At 45.8% G+C, this 17,983-nt stretch carries 15 protein-coding genes; 8 read left to right on the plus strand and 7 right to left on the minus strand.

The window, feature by feature from the left end; genetic code table 11:
• Positions 1 to 39: 39 nt before the first annotated feature.
• From F0251_RS15030 to ebgR, 3 genes are all read right to left on the minus strand, one after another.
• Positions 40 to 492 carry a beta-galactosidase subunit beta gene (locus tag F0251_RS15030; RefSeq protein WP_019824884.1) on the minus strand — a complete coding sequence of 151 codons (453 nt, stop codon included), beginning with the start codon at positions 490 to 492 and terminating at the stop codon, positions 40 to 42.
• Between the two features lie 3 nt (positions 493 to 495).
• A complete protein-coding gene (ebgA, locus tag F0251_RS15035; protein WP_019824885.1) occupies positions 496 to 3,627 on the minus strand; it encodes a beta-galactosidase subunit alpha in 3,132 nt (1,043 codons plus the stop codon).
• 322 nt (positions 3,628 to 3,949) lie between these two features.
• Positions 3,950 to 4,933 (minus strand): transcriptional regulator EbgR, encoded by a 984-nt coding sequence (gene ebgR, locus F0251_RS15040; protein ID WP_019824887.1) that lies wholly within the window; start codon positions 4,931 to 4,933, stop codon positions 3,950 to 3,952.
• Between the two features lie 394 nt (positions 4,934 to 5,327).
• Between ebgR and galE the strand changes: the two genes are divergently transcribed.
• From galE to galM, 4 genes are all read left to right on the plus strand, one after another.
• On the plus strand, positions 5,328 to 6,338 hold the full coding sequence (gene galE, locus F0251_RS15045) for a UDP-glucose 4-epimerase GalE (protein ID WP_019824889.1): 1,011 nt from the start codon (positions 5,328 to 5,330) through the stop codon (positions 6,336 to 6,338).
• Positions 6,339 to 6,657: 319 nt separating this feature from the next.
• Positions 6,658 to 7,710 (plus strand): UDP-glucose--hexose-1-phosphate uridylyltransferase, encoded by a 1,053-nt coding sequence (locus F0251_RS15050; protein WP_019824891.1) that lies wholly within the window; start codon positions 6,658 to 6,660, stop codon positions 7,708 to 7,710.
• Between the two features lie 239 nt (positions 7,711 to 7,949).
• Positions 7,950 to 9,110, plus strand: coding sequence for a galactokinase (gene galK, locus F0251_RS15055; protein WP_019824893.1), 1,161 nt, complete (start codon positions 7,950 to 7,952; stop codon positions 9,108 to 9,110).
• 105 nt (positions 9,111 to 9,215) lie between these two features.
• Positions 9,216 to 10,295: a galactose-1-epimerase gene (galM, locus tag F0251_RS15060; protein WP_019824895.1), complete on the plus strand. Its 1,080-nt coding sequence runs from the start codon at positions 9,216 to 9,218 to the stop codon at positions 10,293 to 10,295.
• Positions 10,296 to 10,519: 224 nt separating this feature from the next.
• Here galM and F0251_RS15065 read toward each other — a convergent pair whose 3' ends face one another.
• The gene (locus F0251_RS15065) at positions 10,520 to 11,518 is read right to left on the minus strand and encodes a substrate-binding domain-containing protein (RefSeq protein WP_019824897.1); all 999 of its coding nucleotides are present in this window, start codon (positions 11,516 to 11,518) and stop codon (positions 10,520 to 10,522) included.
• Between the two features lie 197 nt (positions 11,519 to 11,715).
• Here F0251_RS15065 and F0251_RS15070 point away from each other — a divergent pair, with 197 nt between their 5' ends.
• Positions 11,716 to 12,048: a tRNA-binding protein gene (locus tag F0251_RS15070; RefSeq protein WP_008218676.1), complete on the plus strand. Its 333-nt coding sequence runs from the start codon at positions 11,716 to 11,718 to the stop codon at positions 12,046 to 12,048.
• 121 nt (positions 12,049 to 12,169) lie between these two features.
• Here F0251_RS15070 and F0251_RS15075 read toward each other — a convergent pair whose 3' ends face one another.
• Positions 12,170 to 12,724 (minus strand): gamma-glutamylcyclotransferase family protein, encoded by a 555-nt coding sequence (locus F0251_RS15075; RefSeq protein ID WP_019824899.1) that lies wholly within the window; start codon positions 12,722 to 12,724, stop codon positions 12,170 to 12,172.
• A 288-nt stretch (positions 12,725 to 13,012) separates the two neighbouring features.
• On the opposite strand from F0251_RS15075, the gene F0251_RS15080 reads away from it, so the two are divergent.
• Positions 13,013 to 14,197 (plus strand): NnrS family protein, encoded by a 1,185-nt coding sequence (locus F0251_RS15080; protein WP_019824901.1) that lies wholly within the window; start codon positions 13,013 to 13,015, stop codon positions 14,195 to 14,197.
• Between the two features lie 73 nt (positions 14,198 to 14,270).
• Here the strand turns inward: F0251_RS15080 and F0251_RS15085 are convergent, their stop codons facing one another.
• Positions 14,271 to 15,281, minus strand: coding sequence for an adenosine deaminase (locus tag F0251_RS15085; protein WP_019824903.1), 1,011 nt, complete (start codon positions 15,279 to 15,281; stop codon positions 14,271 to 14,273).
• A gap of 352 nt (positions 15,282 to 15,633) precedes the next feature.
• Between F0251_RS15085 and F0251_RS15090 the strand changes: the two genes are divergently transcribed.
• Positions 15,634 to 15,951: a DUF3622 domain-containing protein gene (locus tag F0251_RS15090; protein ID WP_004741494.1), complete on the plus strand. Its 318-nt coding sequence runs from the start codon at positions 15,634 to 15,636 to the stop codon at positions 15,949 to 15,951.
• A gap of 171 nt (positions 15,952 to 16,122) precedes the next feature.
• Here the strand turns inward: F0251_RS15090 and F0251_RS15095 are convergent, their stop codons facing one another.
• Complete coding sequence (locus tag F0251_RS15095; protein ID WP_019824906.1) at positions 16,123 to 17,169, minus strand: succinylglutamate desuccinylase/aspartoacylase family protein; 1,047 nt, start codon at positions 17,167 to 17,169, stop codon at positions 16,123 to 16,125.
• A gap of 272 nt (positions 17,170 to 17,441) precedes the next feature.
• On the opposite strand from F0251_RS15095, the gene F0251_RS15100 reads away from it, so the two are divergent.
• Positions 17,442 to 17,981, plus strand: coding sequence for a DUF3332 domain-containing protein (locus F0251_RS15100; protein WP_004741496.1), 540 nt, complete (start codon positions 17,442 to 17,444; stop codon positions 17,979 to 17,981).
• The last annotated feature ends 2 nt before the right edge of the window (positions 17,982 to 17,983 follow it).

Consider the following 17,983-nt stretch of genomic DNA (forward strand, 5'->3'; position numbering starts at 1 on the left):
CAAGGCTCGATACATACTGTGAATAGATAGCGTTATTGTTTATTTATTGAGGAAGTAACCGTCTTCAATGGTCACTTTCAGTACCACTTTTCGAACTCGGTTATCACCGTGGAAACGGTAAGCCTGATTGTTGTCAAAGATCGCCACTTGGCCTTCAGCTAGCTCACGAGTTTCACCGTTCCCCATTAGGTGTTCGCGGTCGGTTTCATCGCTATAAGCTTGGATCTGCTCTAGCTCTGATTTCGCTGCGAATTCAACCTTTTCACGGCCTTCTAGGTAGTAGTGCACGTCGAAGTAACGACGATTACCTGTGAAGTTTTCTGTGTTCCGAGCCACACCGTCTTCAATCATGTAAGCCAGTGAATCACCAATGGAATACATCACGCCATCTTTGATGTTGCCGATGTTTTCAATCGCTTCTACACAGCGTTGCCATTTACGACCATCGCGGTAGACGACTTTAAATTGTTCTAAGTTCTCTAAAACGATCATCGCTTATGCCTCGTTCAGTTGTGGTTGAGCTTTTGGTGCATCCACCGTAAAAAACTCATCGCCAAAGTTGTGATTGATTAGGTGCTGCGCATCGCAATCGCCTGCTTGGAATGGAATCAGAGTTAAACCGTAGCGGAACTCGTCCATGTAAACGCGGTAAGAATCGAGCACTTCGCTGCCCCAAGAGTTAGAGCCTAAGCCCATCACTTGGTGATCTAGGTTTAACGTGATGTAACCGCTTTTCTCTAGCTCAATGGTGTGTTGTGCTTGGTGCAGGTTTTGGTTGGTGTAGAACCACGCGCTGAAGTTGATTTCTTGCTGTGGTTTTACTGCAATACCATTACCCGCGCGGCTTGAAAGCGCAGCCCAACGAACGTGTTGGCGGTTGCCGTTGTTCTGTGGGAACGGGTAGTTCTCGAACATGTCTGCAACGGTTGATTGGTACACATCAATCATGTTGGCTTGCTTGCTGTCTTGGTAGTTCTCTTCAGGGCCGCGACCGTAGTATTGAACTTGGTCGAAGTCGCCATTAATGCCCATATCAAAACCAATCACAGGAATTACATGAGGGTACTCACCGTAACGTTCGCCGCTTAGCTCAACGTTCAATTGGCCTTCAGCATTAACTTGGTAGCGATATTCACAACGCATGCCGAAATCGAATACTGGTGGAGCAATGATGCTGGTGGTGGTGATCTCTACCTTGCCGTTTACCTGTTCAACGTTAACGCATTCAAGGTCAATGCTACGGAAGTGCTCCTGCATAATTTGCAAGTGTGCAGGCTCCCAGTAACCATCGTGCTCTTGTTTATGGTTATCGATCATTGGCTTGAAGAAGTTGATTCGTGGTTCTGACTTAATCATCTCTTCGCCATTGACCAACCATGACGTCAGCTTGCCGTTCACTTTCGAGAAGTTCAGTGCGAAGTTGTGGCCTTTGATTAGGTAAGCTAAACGAGACTCTTCCACATTCAGTGCTGTCGCATTGTTGTTAGTGAAGGCTTCTAGCTGTGCTGTGTTCTCTTTCACTTGGAATTGATACACCGCGATGTCGTGGTTCGCTTCGCTGTAAGGCGTACGAGAATCCTTGCGCACGGTAAAGTTCACAAACACTTCGCGCTCATCAAGTTGTGGCAAGTTAAGTGTCAGTTCACGGCTCGAGTTTTCTGCCAGTTCTTCAATCTTGATGTGTTGCACAGCGATGGTTTCACCTTCAGCACGGATTTCCGCAGTGATGGTGTAGTCATCGATGTTTGAGAACCAAAGTTTGTTATCAACGGTGAAGGTGCCGTCTTCAGTATTGAAGTCACGGATCTTCACTGGGGCGATAACCTGCTTGTACTCTTTTAAGCCTGGGCCTGGTGTTTGGTCTGGGTAGATCAAACCGTCCATGCAGAAGTTGTAGTTGTTCGGGTAGTCACCGTAGTCACCGCCGTACTTATAGAACTCAGTACCCGCTTCATCACGCGCTAGAATGCCATGATCACACCATTCCCAAACATAGTGGCCTTGAATTGCATCGTGCTTGTAGAACACGTTTTGGTATTCGGTCAAGCCACCTGGGCCGTTACCCATTGCGTGTGCGTATTCACAGATAATGCGTGGTTTTTCGTGTGGGAATTCACCGAAGGCATTCATCAGTTGAGCGCGTGAGTACATGGTTGAAATGATGTCGACCACTTCAGCATCGCGGTCTTCTTCATAGTGAACCAAGCGGGTGTCATCAATTGCTTTTGCCGCATCGTACATAGAGCGGATGTTGCAGCCGTAGCCTGATTCGTTACCTAAAGACCACATGATGATAGAAGGGTGGTTCTTTTGAGCGTGGATATGACGTTCGATACGTTCAACAAACACCGCTTCCCATGCTGGATCGTTAGTGATGCGGCTTAGGTCGCCAACGTTAGCAAAGCCGTGAGTTTCGACATCGGTTTCACCCATCACGAACAGGCCGTAGATGTCACACAGTTCGTAGAAACGTGGGTCATTCGGGTAGTGCGCAGTACGTACTGAGTTGATGTTGTGTTGCTTCATCAACACCAAGTCTTTCTCAACGCGATCCATGCCGACAGCGCGACCTTTCAGGTGGTCGTTGTCGTGACGGTTTACACCATGCAGCATCACGTATTTGTTGTTGATGTAGAACAGACCATCGCGAACTTTAATGTCTCGGAAACCAACGCGCTGTGGAATCACTTCTAGCACTTTGCCGTCTGTGTCTTTTAGCGTCAGCAACAGTTGGTAAAGGTATGGGTTTTCAGCATTCCATTGAACAGGGTTCACGACATCGATAGAGAATTGAGTGTTCGCATTGCCGCCAGTCTGTTGGTTAGGAACAGTTAAGTTATCTACTGAGCCTTGGGAGATAACTTGGCTGCCATCAAGCAATGCGTACTCAATAGTTGCGTTAGTCGCTGCTGCTAGGTTTTCTAGAGCAACGTTGCACGAAAGGGTCGCGCTTTGGTAAGCGTCGTCAAAATCAGTACGAACCGTTAGGTCTTGAACGTGAAGTTGTTCTTTACCAACAAGGTAAACATCACGGAAGATGCCGCCTGTCCACCACATGTCTTGGTCTTCAATGTAGGTGGAGTCTGCCCATTGCATCACGCGAATAGAAAGTAGGTTGTTGCCCGCTTTTACGTGGCTAGAGATATCGAATTCAGCGGTGAGGCGGCTGCCCTTGCTGAAACCAACGTACTCACCATTTACGTAAACTTCGAAGTAGGTCTCTACGCCATCGAATTTAATAATGGTTTGTTTCTCGTTCCAGCTGTCGCCAAGGAAGAACGAACGTTGGTATGCACCTGTCGGGTTATCTGACGGTACGAAAGGTACATCAATCGGGAATGGGAAACCTTCATCTGTGTATTGAAGATCGCCGTGGCCTTCCATTTGCCACATGTTTGGCACCGTAATGTGGCCCCAATCGCTCATCTCTTGAGAGTAAAACTCTTCAGGAACCAAGAGCGGGTTAGTGAAGTAGCTGAAATTCCATTGACCACTTAGTAGTTGGAAGTGGCTGCTTAGTTCACGTTGAAATGTTTTAGCGGTTTTTTCTGATGCGTATGAGAAGAAGTAAGCACGTGGTGCCATACGGTTCTCATGTAAGTTCAGGAAGTTTTCCCAGTTGTTCACGTTGCCTCTCTCTCGGCCTATTTGAATGCTAGCCGACGTTCTTATGCGTAATTGGGTCGTAGTGAATACGAGTATTTTTTGGACTGAGGTAATTATTGGTAAAAGTTTTACTAAATGAAATTGGTGAAAACGTTTTACTTTAACTCCATCACGTTTTTTAGGGGCTTTTTACAGTGCTGTGTGATCCACTTAAAATAATGCTATTGGGTGCTTTAGGCGGCGGATTTTACAAGGGAGAATGCGAATGAAAAGTGATGTGGTATGCATAAAAAAGGCCACCCGACATATTGGTGGCCTTTAGTTATCTAATTGAAAGTTATAGTTATTTTGTTGTGTCTCTTAGTTTGAGTTTGCTCGGTACATACACTCGTAATGGGATGGTTCTGCCGTCACGAGATTTCTCAATCAATAAGTTAACACCTTGAATTCCCATCAGTTCAGAGTGAATACGAACGGTTGATAAAGATGGGAAGGTAAATTTAGCTGTTGGGATGTCGTTTACACTGATGAGCGCAATATCATCAGGAATGCTTAATCCATGCTCATGAACTGCACGTAAAACACCGATTGCAATTGAATCTGATGCAATAAACATCGCTTTTGGGTAGTCGCCACTTTCTAACATCTTCTTCGCTAGTTTGTAGCCCGAAGAGCTAGAGAAGTCGCCTCGGTAGATGTCTTGTTCGCTCACAACGTTCTTTAAACCGCCGTATTCTGCGAAGGCGATCTCACGAATATCAGAGGTGTTGATATCGTCCTGGCCGCCGATGAAACCAATGCGCTCATAACCTTGGTTGATGAAGAAATTGGTGATTTCTTTGCTGATACGAGCGAGATCGATATCAACAGAATCATAAGGTTCTGAGTGATCAGTGAAGTCAACGTAACAGATGTTATCCGTAAGCTTTTTCGCTTGCTCGATAACTTCTTGAGTCATTCTTCCTACGAGCAAAATGCCAGTAACTTGGCTTGAGTTGGTCTGTATTTTACTTTCATAACAGTTGGTTAGGTCGACATCCATCTTTTCGCACTGGGTTTCAATACCGTGACGAATTGATAGGTAGTAAGGGTCGTTAACTTCCGCTTCTTGCTTGTAGTTATACAGTGCAAGGAAGTGGTGGTGCTGCTTTTTGCTGCTAACCGTTTTACGTGAGCTGCTCGTTTTGTACTCCAGCTTCTCTGCAATTTCAAAGATACGCCTTTTGGTCTCTTCCTTGACGCTTAATGTAGGATCTTCATTGAGAACCCGAGAAACGGTAGCTAATGAAACATTAGCTTCAGTCGCGATATCTTTTAACGTTGCCATACTCACTTCCTGTTCTTGGAACATTGCGCTGCTTTGAAATTTGTCTTTAGTAAAAAAAGCAATGCACCTCTTTATTGTACAGACCTATTGTAATCAAACTGAAAGTCATTGCATTAACTTTTAGTAAAATAAATGCTCAACTCCTCTGTGATGTCTCAAATCTAACTATCTACAAATATCTCATTTAAATTCAATGAATTAGATGTCTATATCGATTTGTTTTTTCTATAACTTAATCGACGAGCTGTGTGTAACTTTGTGTAAACGTTTACACTTCGTGGTTCTGATCACAGAAATATTGCCAAATTGGCTGCTACTATTTCCGCAACAACGAACCAATACGCAGCGTATTGGGGCAGATTAAATCGTGAATGACAGCGAAGAGAGGTTGATTGTGAAAGTACTGGTTACAGGCGGTATGGGTTACATCGGGAGCCATACATGCATCCAAATGATGCAGGCAGGTATGGAGCCAATCATTGTAGACAACCTTTGCAATAGCAAAGAGCTAGTACTGGAGCGAATCAATGCGCTAACCGGTCAAACACCAACATTTTATTTAGGTGATATCCGTGATGAGTCGTTTTTAGATGGCGTGTTTGCCAAGCATGATATCCAAGCTGTGATTCATTTTGCAGGCCTAAAAGCGGTGGGTGAATCGGTCGCTAAGCCTTTGGAATACTACGATAACAACGTTAATGGCTCATTGGTTCTTGCTCGCTGTATGAAAAAAGCGGGCGTGAAAAGTATCGTGTTTAGTTCTTCAGCGACTGTCTACGGTGACCCTGAGATTGTGCCAATCACCGAAAGCTCTCCAACAAGTGCAACGACTAATCCTTATGGTCGAAGTAAGTACATGGTTGAAGAGTGTTTGAGTGATTTATTCAACGCTGAAAATGATTGGAGCGTGACGTTACTGCGTTATTTCAACCCGGTTGGCGCGCACCCCTCAGGCACTATGGGCGAAGACCCACAAGGTATTCCAAACAACTTAATGCCATTCATTGCGCAGGTTGCTGTCGGTCGTAGAGAGAAGCTTTCTATTTTTGGAAACGATTACCCAACACCGGATGGAACTGGCGTTCGTGACTACATCCACGTGATGGATTTGGCCGATGGCCATGTCGCAGCACTAAAAGCGGTCGGCGAAAAGGCAGGTTTGCACATTTACAACCTAGGGACAGGTAAGGGATCGAGTGTTCTAGAAATGCTGCAAGCTTTTGCTGAAGCATCAGGTAAGCCGGTTCCTTATGAAATCTGTCCACGCCGTGCTGGTGATATTGCGGAATGTTGGGCAAGCACGGAAAAGGCGGAACGTGAACTTGGCTGGAAGGCGACTCGCAGCGTGATGGAGATGACGGCGGATACGTGGAATTGGCAGTCGAATAACCCTAATGGCTATTAACTTGATGTAATTGAAAGCTGTAACTCCAACTTCTTTGGGGAATGCAGCGGTAAGAGATTAGAAAAGAGAGATTCCAGATATCTCGTACCTCGATTCTGGAATGACGGGTGAGTTAAAGGTTCTTGAGCGCTATAGGCTATTAGCTGATGCACCGAGCTATAGAGCTCTGGAAAAACGTCTAAACATAGAGGTTTAGACACTGAGTTTTATCAAACGTCATTCCAGATTCGAGGGACGAGCGTGATAGGGAATCTCCTCGCAGAAGAATTACTTATCTTGGTGAAAGTGCCAAGACACAAAAATTAAGAGCAATGTAAGTATGTCAAAAGTTGAATTTAACCCAGTAGACCACCCACACCGTCGTTATAACCCACTAACGGGTCAGTGGATCTTAGTCTCGCCGCATCGTGCGAAACGCCCGTGGAGTGGCCAAGATGAAAAGCCATCCACTGAGCAACTGCCAGCGTACGACAAAGAGTGCTTCCTTTGTCCAACTAACACGCGTATCTCGGGTGATGAGAACCCAGACTACGACGGAACTTACGTGTTCAGTAACGATTTCGCGGCGTTGATGCCTGATTCGCCTGACGCTCCAGAGTCTGACAATCCTCTATTTAAGACTCAAGGTGTTCGAGGGCTGAGCCGCGTTATCTGCTTCTCGCCAGATCACAGCAAAACATTGCCGGAACTACCGGTGAACAAAATTCGTTGTGTGATTGATACCTGGAATGAGCAGATAGAAGAGCTAGGAAAAGATTACCTATGGGTTCAAGCGTTTGAAAATAAGGGCGAGACCATGGGCTGCTCTCAGCCACACCCGCACGGTCAAATCTGGGCGAACAGCTTTCTGCCAAATGAGATTGAGCGTAAAGAGAAGCTGTTAAAAGAGTACTTCAAACAACAAGGCTCAAACCTATTAGTGGATTACGTTGAAGCAGAAATGAAAGACGGCTCCCGCACAGTGGTTGAAACCGAGCATTGGATTGCTGTGGTTCCTTACTGGGCTGCATGGCCGTTTGAAACTATGTTGCTACCTAAAACGCATATTCGCCGCATGAGTGAACTGACTGACGAGCAGCGTGATGACTTGGCACTTGCGATTAAGAAGCTGACCAGTCGCTACGACAACCTATTCCAATGTTCATTCCCTTACTCAATGGGCTGGCACTACGCGCCGTTCTTTGAAGAGGGCACCGACATCGACCATTGGCAACTGCATGCGCTTTTCTACCCGCCGCTACTGCGCAGCGCATCAGTTCGTAAGTTTATGGTGGGCTACGAAATGTTGGCAGAATCTCAGCGTGATTTAACCGCAGAGCAAGCGGCGCAGCGTCTTCGTGATTTGAGTGAGGTTCACTATAAAGAGCAGTAATAGGCTGCTTAGTAAATAACAAGCGAGATTCCAGATATCTCGTCCCTCGATTCTGGAATGACGGCAGATGAGAAGCCCAGAAGTTCGAGCTTTGGGCCTTCGAGTTTAGAAGCTTAGCAGCCGATGTTGTCATTCCCTACCGTGAGAGACGAACGAGATAGGGAATCTAAAAGAATTAAAGTGGTGCCGAGAAGGAGCCATTACCAATTGAACAAAGAGTTTAAGCAGAGAGTTTACTTATGTCTGATCTAATCCAAAACGTGAAAACATCTTTTGAGCAAGTCCTTGGTTACCAAGCGACTCATATTATTCAAGCACCAGGTCGTGTGAACCTGATCGGTGAACACACAGACTACAATGATGGCTTTGTCCTACCGTGTGCCATTAACTACCAAACCGTAGTCGCGGCGGCTAAGCGTGGCGACAACATGGTACGCGTAGTATCAGTGGACTACGGTAATGCAGTCGATGAGTTCGATTTAACTCAAGAGATCACCTTCCAACAAGACAAAATGTGGGCGAACTACATTCGTGGTGTGGTGAAGTGCTTAAAAGGTCGCGGCTTTGAATTTACAGGTGCAGACATCTCTGTAACGGGTAACGTACCTCAAGGTGCAGGTTTAAGTTCTTCTGCGGCACTTGAAGTGGTGATTGGTCAGACATTTAAGGTGCTTTACAACTTAGAGCTCACTCAAGCGGAAGTAGCATTGAACGGCCAGCAAGCAGAGAACGAGTTCGTTGGCTGTAACTGCGGCATTATGGATCAAATGATCTCGGCGGAAGGTCAAGCGAATCACGCGATGCTTTTGGATTGCCGTAGCCTAGAAACTCAAGCGGTTTCAATGCCTGAAGATATGGCGGTGGTGATCATCAATTCAAACAAGAAACGTGGTTTGGTCGACAGTGAATACAACACGCGCCGTGAGCAGTGTGAAGAAGCGGCTCGCTTGTTCGGTGTTCCAGCTTTGCGTGATGTAACGATTGAGCAGTTCAAAGCGAAAGAGTCTGAGCTGGATGAGATGGTCGCTAAGCGTGCTCGCCATGTGATTACCGAGAATGACCGAACGGTGGAAGCGGCTCAAGCTCTACGTACTCATGACATGAAACGTATGGGTGAGTTGATGGCGGAATCACATGCATCAATGCGTGATGATTTTGAAATCACAGTCAAAGAGATCGATACGCTAGTGGATATGGTTAAAGAAGTGATTGGCGACCAAGGTGGCGTACGTATGACTGGCGGTGGCTTTGGTGGTTGTATCGTGGCGTTGGTTCCGCCAACTTTAGTTGATGAAATTAAAACAACGGTAGAACAAAAATACCAAGCAGCGACCGGACTAAAAGAATCCATTTATGTGTGCCAAGCGAAAGACGGCGCTGGTCTAGTTGAAGTAATCTAACCGACAGACAAAAGGCTTATCACACAAAAAGATCATGGTAGGCCAAATGCTAATGCCTTTACCTTAAGGTAGGGGCTTTATTACTGGCAGTAGAAGGAATTTAGAATGACACAAGCGCAGAACCTGCATCAATCCATGACAGAAACTGCAGCCTATGATGGCCAACCTGCTCAGCTTGTCACACTGTCCAATGCACGCGGTATGGAAGTGACATTCATGGATATTGGCGCAACGTGGTTGAGCTGTATCTTGCCAGTAAAAGGAAATAGACGAGAAGTACTATTGGGTGTGAATTCACTGGATAACTTCGAGAAGCAAGCCAGTTATATGGGGGCGACAGTTGGTCGTTATGCTAACCGCATTGCCAATGGTCGTTTCAAGATTGATGGCAAGACTTATAAGCTGGCAACCAACCAAGCAGGGAACACCTTACATGGTGGTCCGAATGGTTTTGATAAACGTCGTTGGAATATTACTGAACAGACTGAAACATCGGTTGTGTTTAGCTTAGTTTCAGCCGATGGCGACCAAGGTTTTCCGGGGAATTTGAACGTGTCGGTTCGTTACGAAATCACCGAAGATAATCGAGTCTCTATCGATTACACAGCCAACACTGATAAACCAACCGTAGTGAACCTAACCAATCATGCCTACTTTAATCTGCTCGGTGCAGAAGCAGGGCACGATTGCTTGTCTCACATTGTGAGTATCAACGCGTCTCAGTTCTTGCCAACCAACTCTGTCGGCATTCCATTAGGCAACTTGAAATCGGTGAAATCGACCAGCTTCGACTTTACTCAGCCTATGATGATCTCAGAGCGTTTATTGGGTGATGAACAACAGAAAGCCGCTAAGGGTTACGATCACTCTTTCTTATTGGCTGACGGCTGTAAACGCACTCAATGTGCCGCGACTGTGACCTCGCCAGATGCGCTCGTCACTTTAAAAGTATTTTCAACCAAACCTGCGATGCAGTTGTACACCGGAAACTGGCTTGGTGGCACACCAAACCGAAGTGGTGGCAGCTATGAAGATTACGCAGGTTTGGCATTAGAAACCCAGTTCTTACCTGACTCTCCTAACCACCCAGAGTGGAAGCAGGACAGTTGTATTCTCCAGCCTGAACAAGAATACCACTATCGTACCTGCTACCAGTTTGAATTTTCGGGGGATTCTTCAAACTAGTACGCTCTAGCTCAAAGCGGTGATGCCATTGCTTTTGTTTATTGATGAATAGAGGGGTGTGACTTGTCATGTGTCTCTGGGGGAGATGAACCAAAGCGGCACCTAGCAATCATTTTGTCTAAATAGGAAGTGAGTGTTGGGTACTTGAGTAAGGTAAGAAAGCCCTAGCAGAAGTGATTCTGTTAGGGCTTTTTTGTTTCTTAGTGCGTTTTTTAAACGGTCGCTTAGGCTTTTTCTACCGAGTTACGGCGCACCAAAGTAGGAGAGAACATCATAGGCTCTGCCGAAGTTGTTTCCTCTTTTGCCAAGCTCAAGGCGAGTCGTGTTGCTTTCTCAGCCATCATTTGAATAGGGTAACGAATGGTCGTCAGTTTCGGGTGAACATAGCGGGCAATTAATCCATCATCAAAGCCGATGATCGACATGTTATCCGGTGCTTGAATGCCGTTCTCGTCGAGCACAGACAAGGCACCCGCGGCCATGTAGTCGTTGTAGGCCACAATACCGGTGATCGGTAGGGATTTAGTCAGCAGATTGGTCATCGCATACTCGCCGCCATCGCTGGTTGGCTGGGCGTGTTCAATATAACTTTCAGATAGCTCAATGCCGTACTCTTTCAGAGCGGCTTGGTAGCCCTCAACACGTTCATTTGCATCTTCAATGCTTGAAGAAGAGGCGATACAGGCAATGTTTTTATGGCCATGACGAATCAAATATTCAGTCGCGAGAAATGCGCCTTTCTTGTTATCAAGGAAGATGCAGCGTTCGGCAATCTCTTCGATATAGCGGTTGATCAACACTAAGCCTTTCACTTCTTTGGCGTAGCCGATCAGCTCTTCATCGGTTAGACCTTTTGAGTGAATCACAAGTGAATCGCAGCGGTTATTGATCAGCAGTTCAATGGCTTGCTTCTCTTCTTCACGGTCATGAGAGCCGTTGCCCACTAAGATGTGTTTGCCGTTTTCTCTTGCCACGTTGTCGACCGATTTAACGAGCGTGCCAAAGAAAGGATCCGAAATATCACCCACGAGTACGCCAATGGTATTGGTGCTTTGGCTTACCAGCGCGCGAGCATTGGCGTTGGGACGGTAGCCAAGCTTAGACATCGCTTTAGTTACTGACTCAATAGAGCTAGCACTCGCCTTAGGGGATTTATTGATCACTCGAGATACGGTTGCAACAGAAACACCAGCTTCCTTTGCTACATCTTTGATTGTCGCCATTTTTAACCTCATTTGATTGCTGTGCTTATTTAACACCGACAATGAGAGCAAGGCAATGAAACTCTTATTTTACTTCTATTATTGAGATCTTTACCGCTTGTAATTATTGAACTTAGTGCTAGTGTAAACATTTACATTTTACTTAATTTTAGTAAATTCTTGGTGGGTAAAAAATCAATCAATATAGGAAGTGAGAAATGGATACTATCTCTTATGGTGACTTTGCTAAGTTAGAAATGCGAGTGGGTAAGATCATCGAGGTTGTACGTCATGAAAATGCGGACAAGCTTTACATCGTGCAAGTCGATGTGGGTGAAAAGACGCTGCAAACAGTGACTAGCCTAGTGCCTTACTACACAGAAGAGGAGTTAATGGGTAAACAGGTCGTGGTGCTATGTAACTTAGCGAAAGCCAAAATGAGAGGCCACACTTCTGAATGCATGCTGCTGTGTGCAGAAACCGATGATGAATCTGAAAGTGTCTTGCTGACACCAGAGCGTGCAATGCCAGCGGGTATTCGAGTGGTTTAAGCGGTCTACTTAGTCGGTGAGCTCATTTGTTATAAGCTCATCGACCTCTATGTTCTCAAAGCTCCAAAATGACCAAAGATCCAAATTATTGCAGCTTCAACATCACCTAAGTCTTTAAAGGTTAGCCGCGCGCACTCAATATCAAACCATCAATTACACTGTGGTGGTGATCTGAAACACCTGCAAGGTTGCCATATTTAGGCTGGTGGCGGTCATTTTCTAATGGGTGGTGCCAACCTTGTGTGTGTTTGACAAAGTGCGCCGCAAAGCTTTCAGACACCTCTAAACACCCAGCTATAACGGTATCGACATAGGTTTGAACGATAGGGCTGTTCTCACAAGGCGCTTCAATCTCGTCTTTGATGTATACCCAGATCGATTGATCCGTTTTAAAGTCAGTTTGGCTCTCTATCTGCTCGGGTTTGAGTTCGATTCGGCGATAGCCACGTTCACGATGATCAAACTCAGCAAGCGCTACCTCGTCGACTTCAAGCAAAACACCATTCACTTGCCCTTCACCAAGGTTGACGATCAAAGGGGATAACACGTAACTGTCATCGATCTTACTCCAATGGCGCACTAAGCCATGAACAATCGCTGGGATTGCTTGACCTGTTTGACCTGTGAGTTGACGTGAAGATGAGTTGATCAAGCTGCCATAACCAAAAATATACATCGCGTTCCTTGTCTGTTCTTTTGTATTTGAGACTAGTCTTACTATATGTGGCGAGATGGCAAAAGTCAGTAAGTTTCTATTTACACATCTATATGTCTTTATGACTCTTTGGGTTGTGTTTTTTTGACTTGTTTATTGGCTATTGAATCTCGTGAGTGGCTGTTTTTTCTGGCTTTATCTAGTTGGCGCGTTTCATGCAACGTAATTTGCATATTGCATCGAATTTGATGCACACCAAATTTGGTTTAGGTAATACCTTGGCCGCTTATCTGAGAATCAGGAGCGAGTTTGTTAAATATCACAGATAAAAGTGTAGAAGACGCGATTCCAGCCTACCTGCGTTTAGGCTTTCGACCTTTCTTCTTTCTAGGCAGTCTCTATGCCGTGATTGCGATTGTGGCTTGGGTCATCATGTTTCAAAACGGTCAGCCTGAGGTTTTAAACGTTCCCGCACTGTGGTGGCACGTGCATGAGATGCTGTTTGGTTTTTCGATGGCGATTGTTGTCGGCTTTGTGCTCACTGCCGTGCAAACCTGGACAGGCGTCAATGGCACCAAGCATTATCGATTAGCCGCGCTAGTCGGTTTATGGTTAGCACCTCGTATTCTGTTTTGGACGCCGGCTCCGCTGTGGCTGATCTCTTCGATTGAAGCGCTGTTCTTAATCTTCGCGGCTTACGAGATCGGTTTTCGTGTAGTGCAGTCGAAAGGTTGGAAGAACTTGTTCTTCGTTCCGCTGTTTGTACTGGCGATTGTGGCGAATTTTGCGAGCTACGCGACCATTAAGGGAATGCCTCCGTTCCCATCATCAGCGGTATGGCAAGCCATGCTGTGGTGGTTTACCTTGCTGCTGTCTGTCATGGGCGGACGAGTGATCCCATTCTTCACTGCACGTCGCTTTAACTTTGAAAAAGCGCAGCCATTGGTGTGGTTGGAATGGCTTGCAAACCTGCCTTTGGTAGGACTGTTTGTGCTGAGCTTCTTCCCTCTGGCCTTTGCTCAAATGGGCAGCGGATTAATGGTTTTTGCCGGTGTTGCTCAACTGGTACGCTTCATCCGTTGGAAACCCTGGACAACCCTATCTGAACCTTTGGTGTGGTCACTGCATGCGGCTTACTTGTGTATTCCTCTAAGCTTGTTGTTACGTGGCCTGTTAGAGAACCCATTTGCCAGTCATAACATGCTGCACTTGTTCGCAATTGGTGGCTTGAGCGGTTTGATTCTGGCGATGATAACCCGAGTGACAATGGGACACACTGGTCGTGCGATTTACAAAGGACCAAGCATGGCGCTCGCATTCTCTGCAATTTTTGTGGCAGCGCTAGTACGTAGCTTAGGTGTCACCTTCTTCCCTGGTTATTTGTTTGAGATGGTGAACCTAAGCGCAGGCTTATGGACGTTGGCGTTTGGTCTGTTTATTTGGAAATTCGGCATGATGTTACTTACCCCACGAGTGGATGGTCATCCGGGGTAAACTGATTTTGGTATATTGATAAAAAGGGAAGCGTTGAGCTTCCCTTTTTTGATTGAACTACACACTTATGAACTTATTGAGTGTTCGCTATCAAGTATTGGCGTACCTGCGTAATCAGGTCTTCTTTGGCATGAGGGGAGATGAAACTCGCTTCCACCGCATTAATACTGAACTGCGCTAACTCTTGATGAGTGACAGGGTGGGCGTTGGCAACCGCTAGGAAATTATCATTCATGTAGCCACCAAAGTAAGCCGGGTCGTCGGAATTGATGGTGACACAGAGTCCTTTTCTCAGTAGTTCGACAATGTTGTGCTGCTCCATGGTATCGAAGACTTTTAGCTTGGTATTCGATAGTGGACAAACCGTCAGTGGAGTACGTTTGGCTATTAGTTGCTCCATCAGTTCTTTATCTTCAACACAGCGAACGCCATGATCAATTCGTGTAATACCTAACAAACTCAATGCATCGATAATGTTTTGCGCAGGGCCTTCTTCTCCGGCGTGTGCGACAGTCAGGAAGCCTTGGTTGAGCGCTTCTTGGAATACATGCTTAAACTTCTCGGGTGGGTTACCTTGTTCTGATGAATCTAAACCAACCGCAATGATTTTATCTTTGTAAGGCAAAGCCTGTTTGAGTGTCTCGAACGCGCTGTTTTCATCAAGGTGACGCAGAAAGCACATGATCAGTTGGCTGCTTATCCCAAGTTCATGTGCAGCTTGGTCGAGTGCTCGAGTAATGCCTGTGATAATAGTGTCGAAGGCGATACCGCGCTCAGTGTGGGTTTGCGGGTCGAAGAAAATCTCAGTGTGGACCACATTGTCTTGTTGGCACTTTAATAGGTAGGCCCAAGTGAGGTCGTAAAAGTCTTGTTCATGAATCAGTACATTGGCGCCTTGATAATAGATGTCGAGAAAAGACTGCAGGTTGTGGAATTGATAGGCATCTCGCACTTGCTCTGGGTTCTCAAAGGGGATCGATACGTTATTGCGCTTGGCCAGTTCGAACATCAGCTCTGGTTCCAATGTGCCCTCAATGTGTAAGTGCAGCTCAACCTTCGGTAAATTTTTGATGAAGCTATCCATAGCAACTCCTTAGCTATTTTAATTATGGGCGGAGTAGGGGAAGATAATTAACGCCTACCAAGCTAACGGGTTAGACGACTCATTTATCTCTGTTTGAGCATAGTTCATTTGATGGTTGCCGATGAAATGAGACTGAAATTGTTAGGGATTAGAGGCTGTTGAGTGCTTAAAAATGAGCCGCAAACGATTTGCAGCACTAGAGTGTGATCCGCTGCAAATATTTGCAGCAATATTCGTTGATTTGTGCTCTAATACCGCGCTTACCAAGGGATGGTGTTAAAAGATGCTCACTTAGATGGAGTTATCAAAGTTGACCGATCCCATAATGATCTCCCTTAGGAAAAAATAGAACATGTCTAAGAACAAAAAATTTGATATCCGCCTTACAGAAAAACGCAACGGCTGGTGTGCAGAGATTACTCGTCAAGTAACGTCTCGCAGCACAACAGTATCTAAGCGTGAGTCTGGTTTCGAAACAGAAGCGCTTGCACAAGAGTGGGCTGAGAAAGAGCTAGCATCTTTCATCGCAAACCAAGCTGAACGTAACGAGCGTAAAGCGGAGCAACGTAAAGAGCGCGATGAACTACGTCACGCTAAAGAGCTTAAAGCTGAGCAAGCACGTGAAGCACGCGCTAAAGCTCGTGCAGAAGAGCAAGAAGACGCTGAGTAATTCGGTGCACGATTAATTTATAGGTCCCTTAATTTTAAGATAAGGGAGTTATAAAAAAGCCCCAATATAGTCACCTATATTGGGGCTTTTTCGTTTGTGGAGTTCGTTGCTATTTGCTTAAGAGCGACGGTTTTGGCTTCTCGCTTTTTACATCGCTCTCTCAAGCCTTAATCAGTTGTTTAGCGCAGTTAGCCAATCATCTTCTGCTACTTCTTCAATGTAGCTTTCTACTGTTTGTCCCACTTCTTCATCGTCTTGCTTGAAGTAAGCGATGTGGAACACAGCATCACCTTCGTTCACCAAAGGTAGCGTTTGTTGGCCAATCACGATACCGCCTTTAGTCGTGATAACTTGGCTCTCTTGATGACCCAGTGGAGAACTGATGTAGGCAAGAGTTTGTCCTGCTTCAACTTGTTCGCCTAGTCTCACCATGTTACGCAAGATACCGTCTGATTCTGCACGAATCCAGCTGGTGGATTTGCTCAATACTGGTTCTGGCAGCTTCTTACGGTTCGGACGCAGCATGCCGATTTCTTTCATTACTTGGTGAATGCCAAGGTAGCCTGCACGAATCGCTAGGTGATCAAAGCGCAGTGCCTCACCACCTTCGTATGTCAGTACTGGAATCCCCAACTTTTCCGCTTCACTTCGTAGTGAACCATCACGCAGAGGTGAGTCGATGATCACTGGGGTCGCGAAGGCTTTTGCGATGCGCATGGTTTCTGGGTTCGAAAGGTTCGCACGAATTTGTGGCAAGTTCGTACGGTGAATCGCACCCGTGTGTAGATCCAGAATGAAATCACAGTGCTTAGCCACGTTCTCGAAGAAAGTGTAAGCGATACGTGATGTTAGCGATCCTTTCTCACTACCTGGGAAGCAACGGTTTAGATCGCGACGGTCTGGTAGGTAACGAGACTTATGGATGAAACCGAACACGTTAACGATAGGCACGACAATCAAGGTACCTTTCAGTTTCTTTGGATCGATAGCGTTCGTCAGCTGTCGAGCAATCTCAACACCATTTAACTCATCACCGTGAATCGCTGCGTTTACCATCAGTGTTGGACCTGCTTGGCGACCGTGAATGATTTCAATCGGGATTGAAAGTGGAGAGTGCGTGTAAAGCTGAGCTGCTTGCAGTTCAATCTCCATTCGCTGTCCTGGCTGAACAGTAGAACCAAGTAATTCGAATGGTTGATTAGGTTTTAGTCTTGCCATTTAGGTTGTTCTCAACATGGTGATAATTCGTTAACACGGAATGTAGCAATCGTTGATTTTTAGTACGAATCAATCGGTTTACGGTAACGACAAAACTTTTTTGTGGAGGCGCATCGGGAACGGTATTCCATGGATGGCGCCCTCTTTGGAATACGCTTTTTATTTGTAAGGTTTCTGACAATTTATTGATTTAACTCTGATAATTGTGTTTTTCGCACTTGCTATTATCCATCGCCATTTTCTGGCGGCCAATTTCAAATATCGAGATGAAAATGAAAAAAACAATTTCAAAAGTTGTAGCACTTGCAGTGGTATCTGTTGCTTTATCTGGCTGTGTTGGTAGCAACGCAGTAACGGGTTACCTAATGAAGTTCAACCTTAAAGCCGTTGATAACCGTTACGCACGTGGTGGCTTAAACTTACTGTTGGCACCGGCATACGGTCTAACGGTTGCAGCGGATTACCTGGTATTCAACTCACTAGAGTTCTGGACTGGTAGCAACCCACTAACGGGTGCGCCGCATATCTTTGATACTAAGGTGGATACTTACATTGATATCAACCATCAGCTAGATCCGTCTCTAACGGAAGCGCCTGTAGGTCCAATCACTAATGTAAATATGATCGAAAAAGGTCAGATGCAGCAGATTGATGAAAACACTATCCAAATGGATATCACTTACCAGTCTGGTGAGCGAGCGACACTAATCGGTGTTCGTGATGGCGAGATGGTAACGTACTTTATCGATGGTGAAGTCGTTGCACAAACGTCAATTGATGAGCTAGAGAGCTACGCAGCGTCACGCGCTTAATG

This window comes from Vibrio sp. 070316B, assembly GCF_013114115.1.
Taxonomy (GTDB): domain Bacteria; phylum Pseudomonadota; class Gammaproteobacteria; order Enterobacterales; family Vibrionaceae; genus Vibrio; species Vibrio chagasii_B.

Coding starts and splice junctions, on each gene's coding strand:
- F0251_RS15030 (WP_019824884.1), bottom strand. CDS start 492: ATGATCGTTTTAGAGAACTTAGAACAATTTAAAGTCGTCTACCGCGAT.
- ebgR (WP_019824887.1), bottom strand. CDS start 4,933: ATGGCAACGTTAAAAGATATCGCGACTGAAGCTAATGTTTCATTAGCT.
- F0251_RS15050 (WP_019824891.1), top strand. CDS start 6,658: ATGTCAAAAGTTGAATTTAACCCAGTAGACCACCCACACCGTCGTTAT.
- galK (WP_019824893.1), top strand. CDS start 7,950: ATGTCTGATCTAATCCAAAACGTGAAAACATCTTTTGAGCAAGTCCTT.
- galM (WP_019824895.1), top strand. CDS start 9,216: ATGACACAAGCGCAGAACCTGCATCAATCCATGACAGAAACTGCAGCC.
- F0251_RS15065 (WP_019824897.1), bottom strand. CDS start 11,518: ATGGCGACAATCAAAGATGTAGCAAAGGAAGCTGGTGTTTCTGTTGCA.
- F0251_RS15070 (WP_008218676.1), top strand. CDS start 11,716: ATGGATACTATCTCTTATGGTGACTTTGCTAAGTTAGAAATGCGAGTG.
- F0251_RS15075 (WP_019824899.1), bottom strand. CDS start 12,724: ATGTATATTTTTGGTTATGGCAGCTTGATCAACTCATCTTCACGTCAA.
- F0251_RS15085 (WP_019824903.1), bottom strand. CDS start 15,281: ATGGATAGCTTCATCAAAAATTTACCGAAGGTTGAGCTGCACTTACAC.
- F0251_RS15090 (WP_004741494.1), top strand. CDS start 15,634: ATGTCTAAGAACAAAAAATTTGATATCCGCCTTACAGAAAAACGCAAC.
- F0251_RS15095 (WP_019824906.1), bottom strand. CDS start 17,169: ATGGCAAGACTAAAACCTAATCAACCATTCGAATTACTTGGTTCTACT.
- F0251_RS15100 (WP_004741496.1), top strand. CDS start 17,442: ATGAAAAAAACAATTTCAAAAGTTGTAGCACTTGCAGTGGTATCTGTT.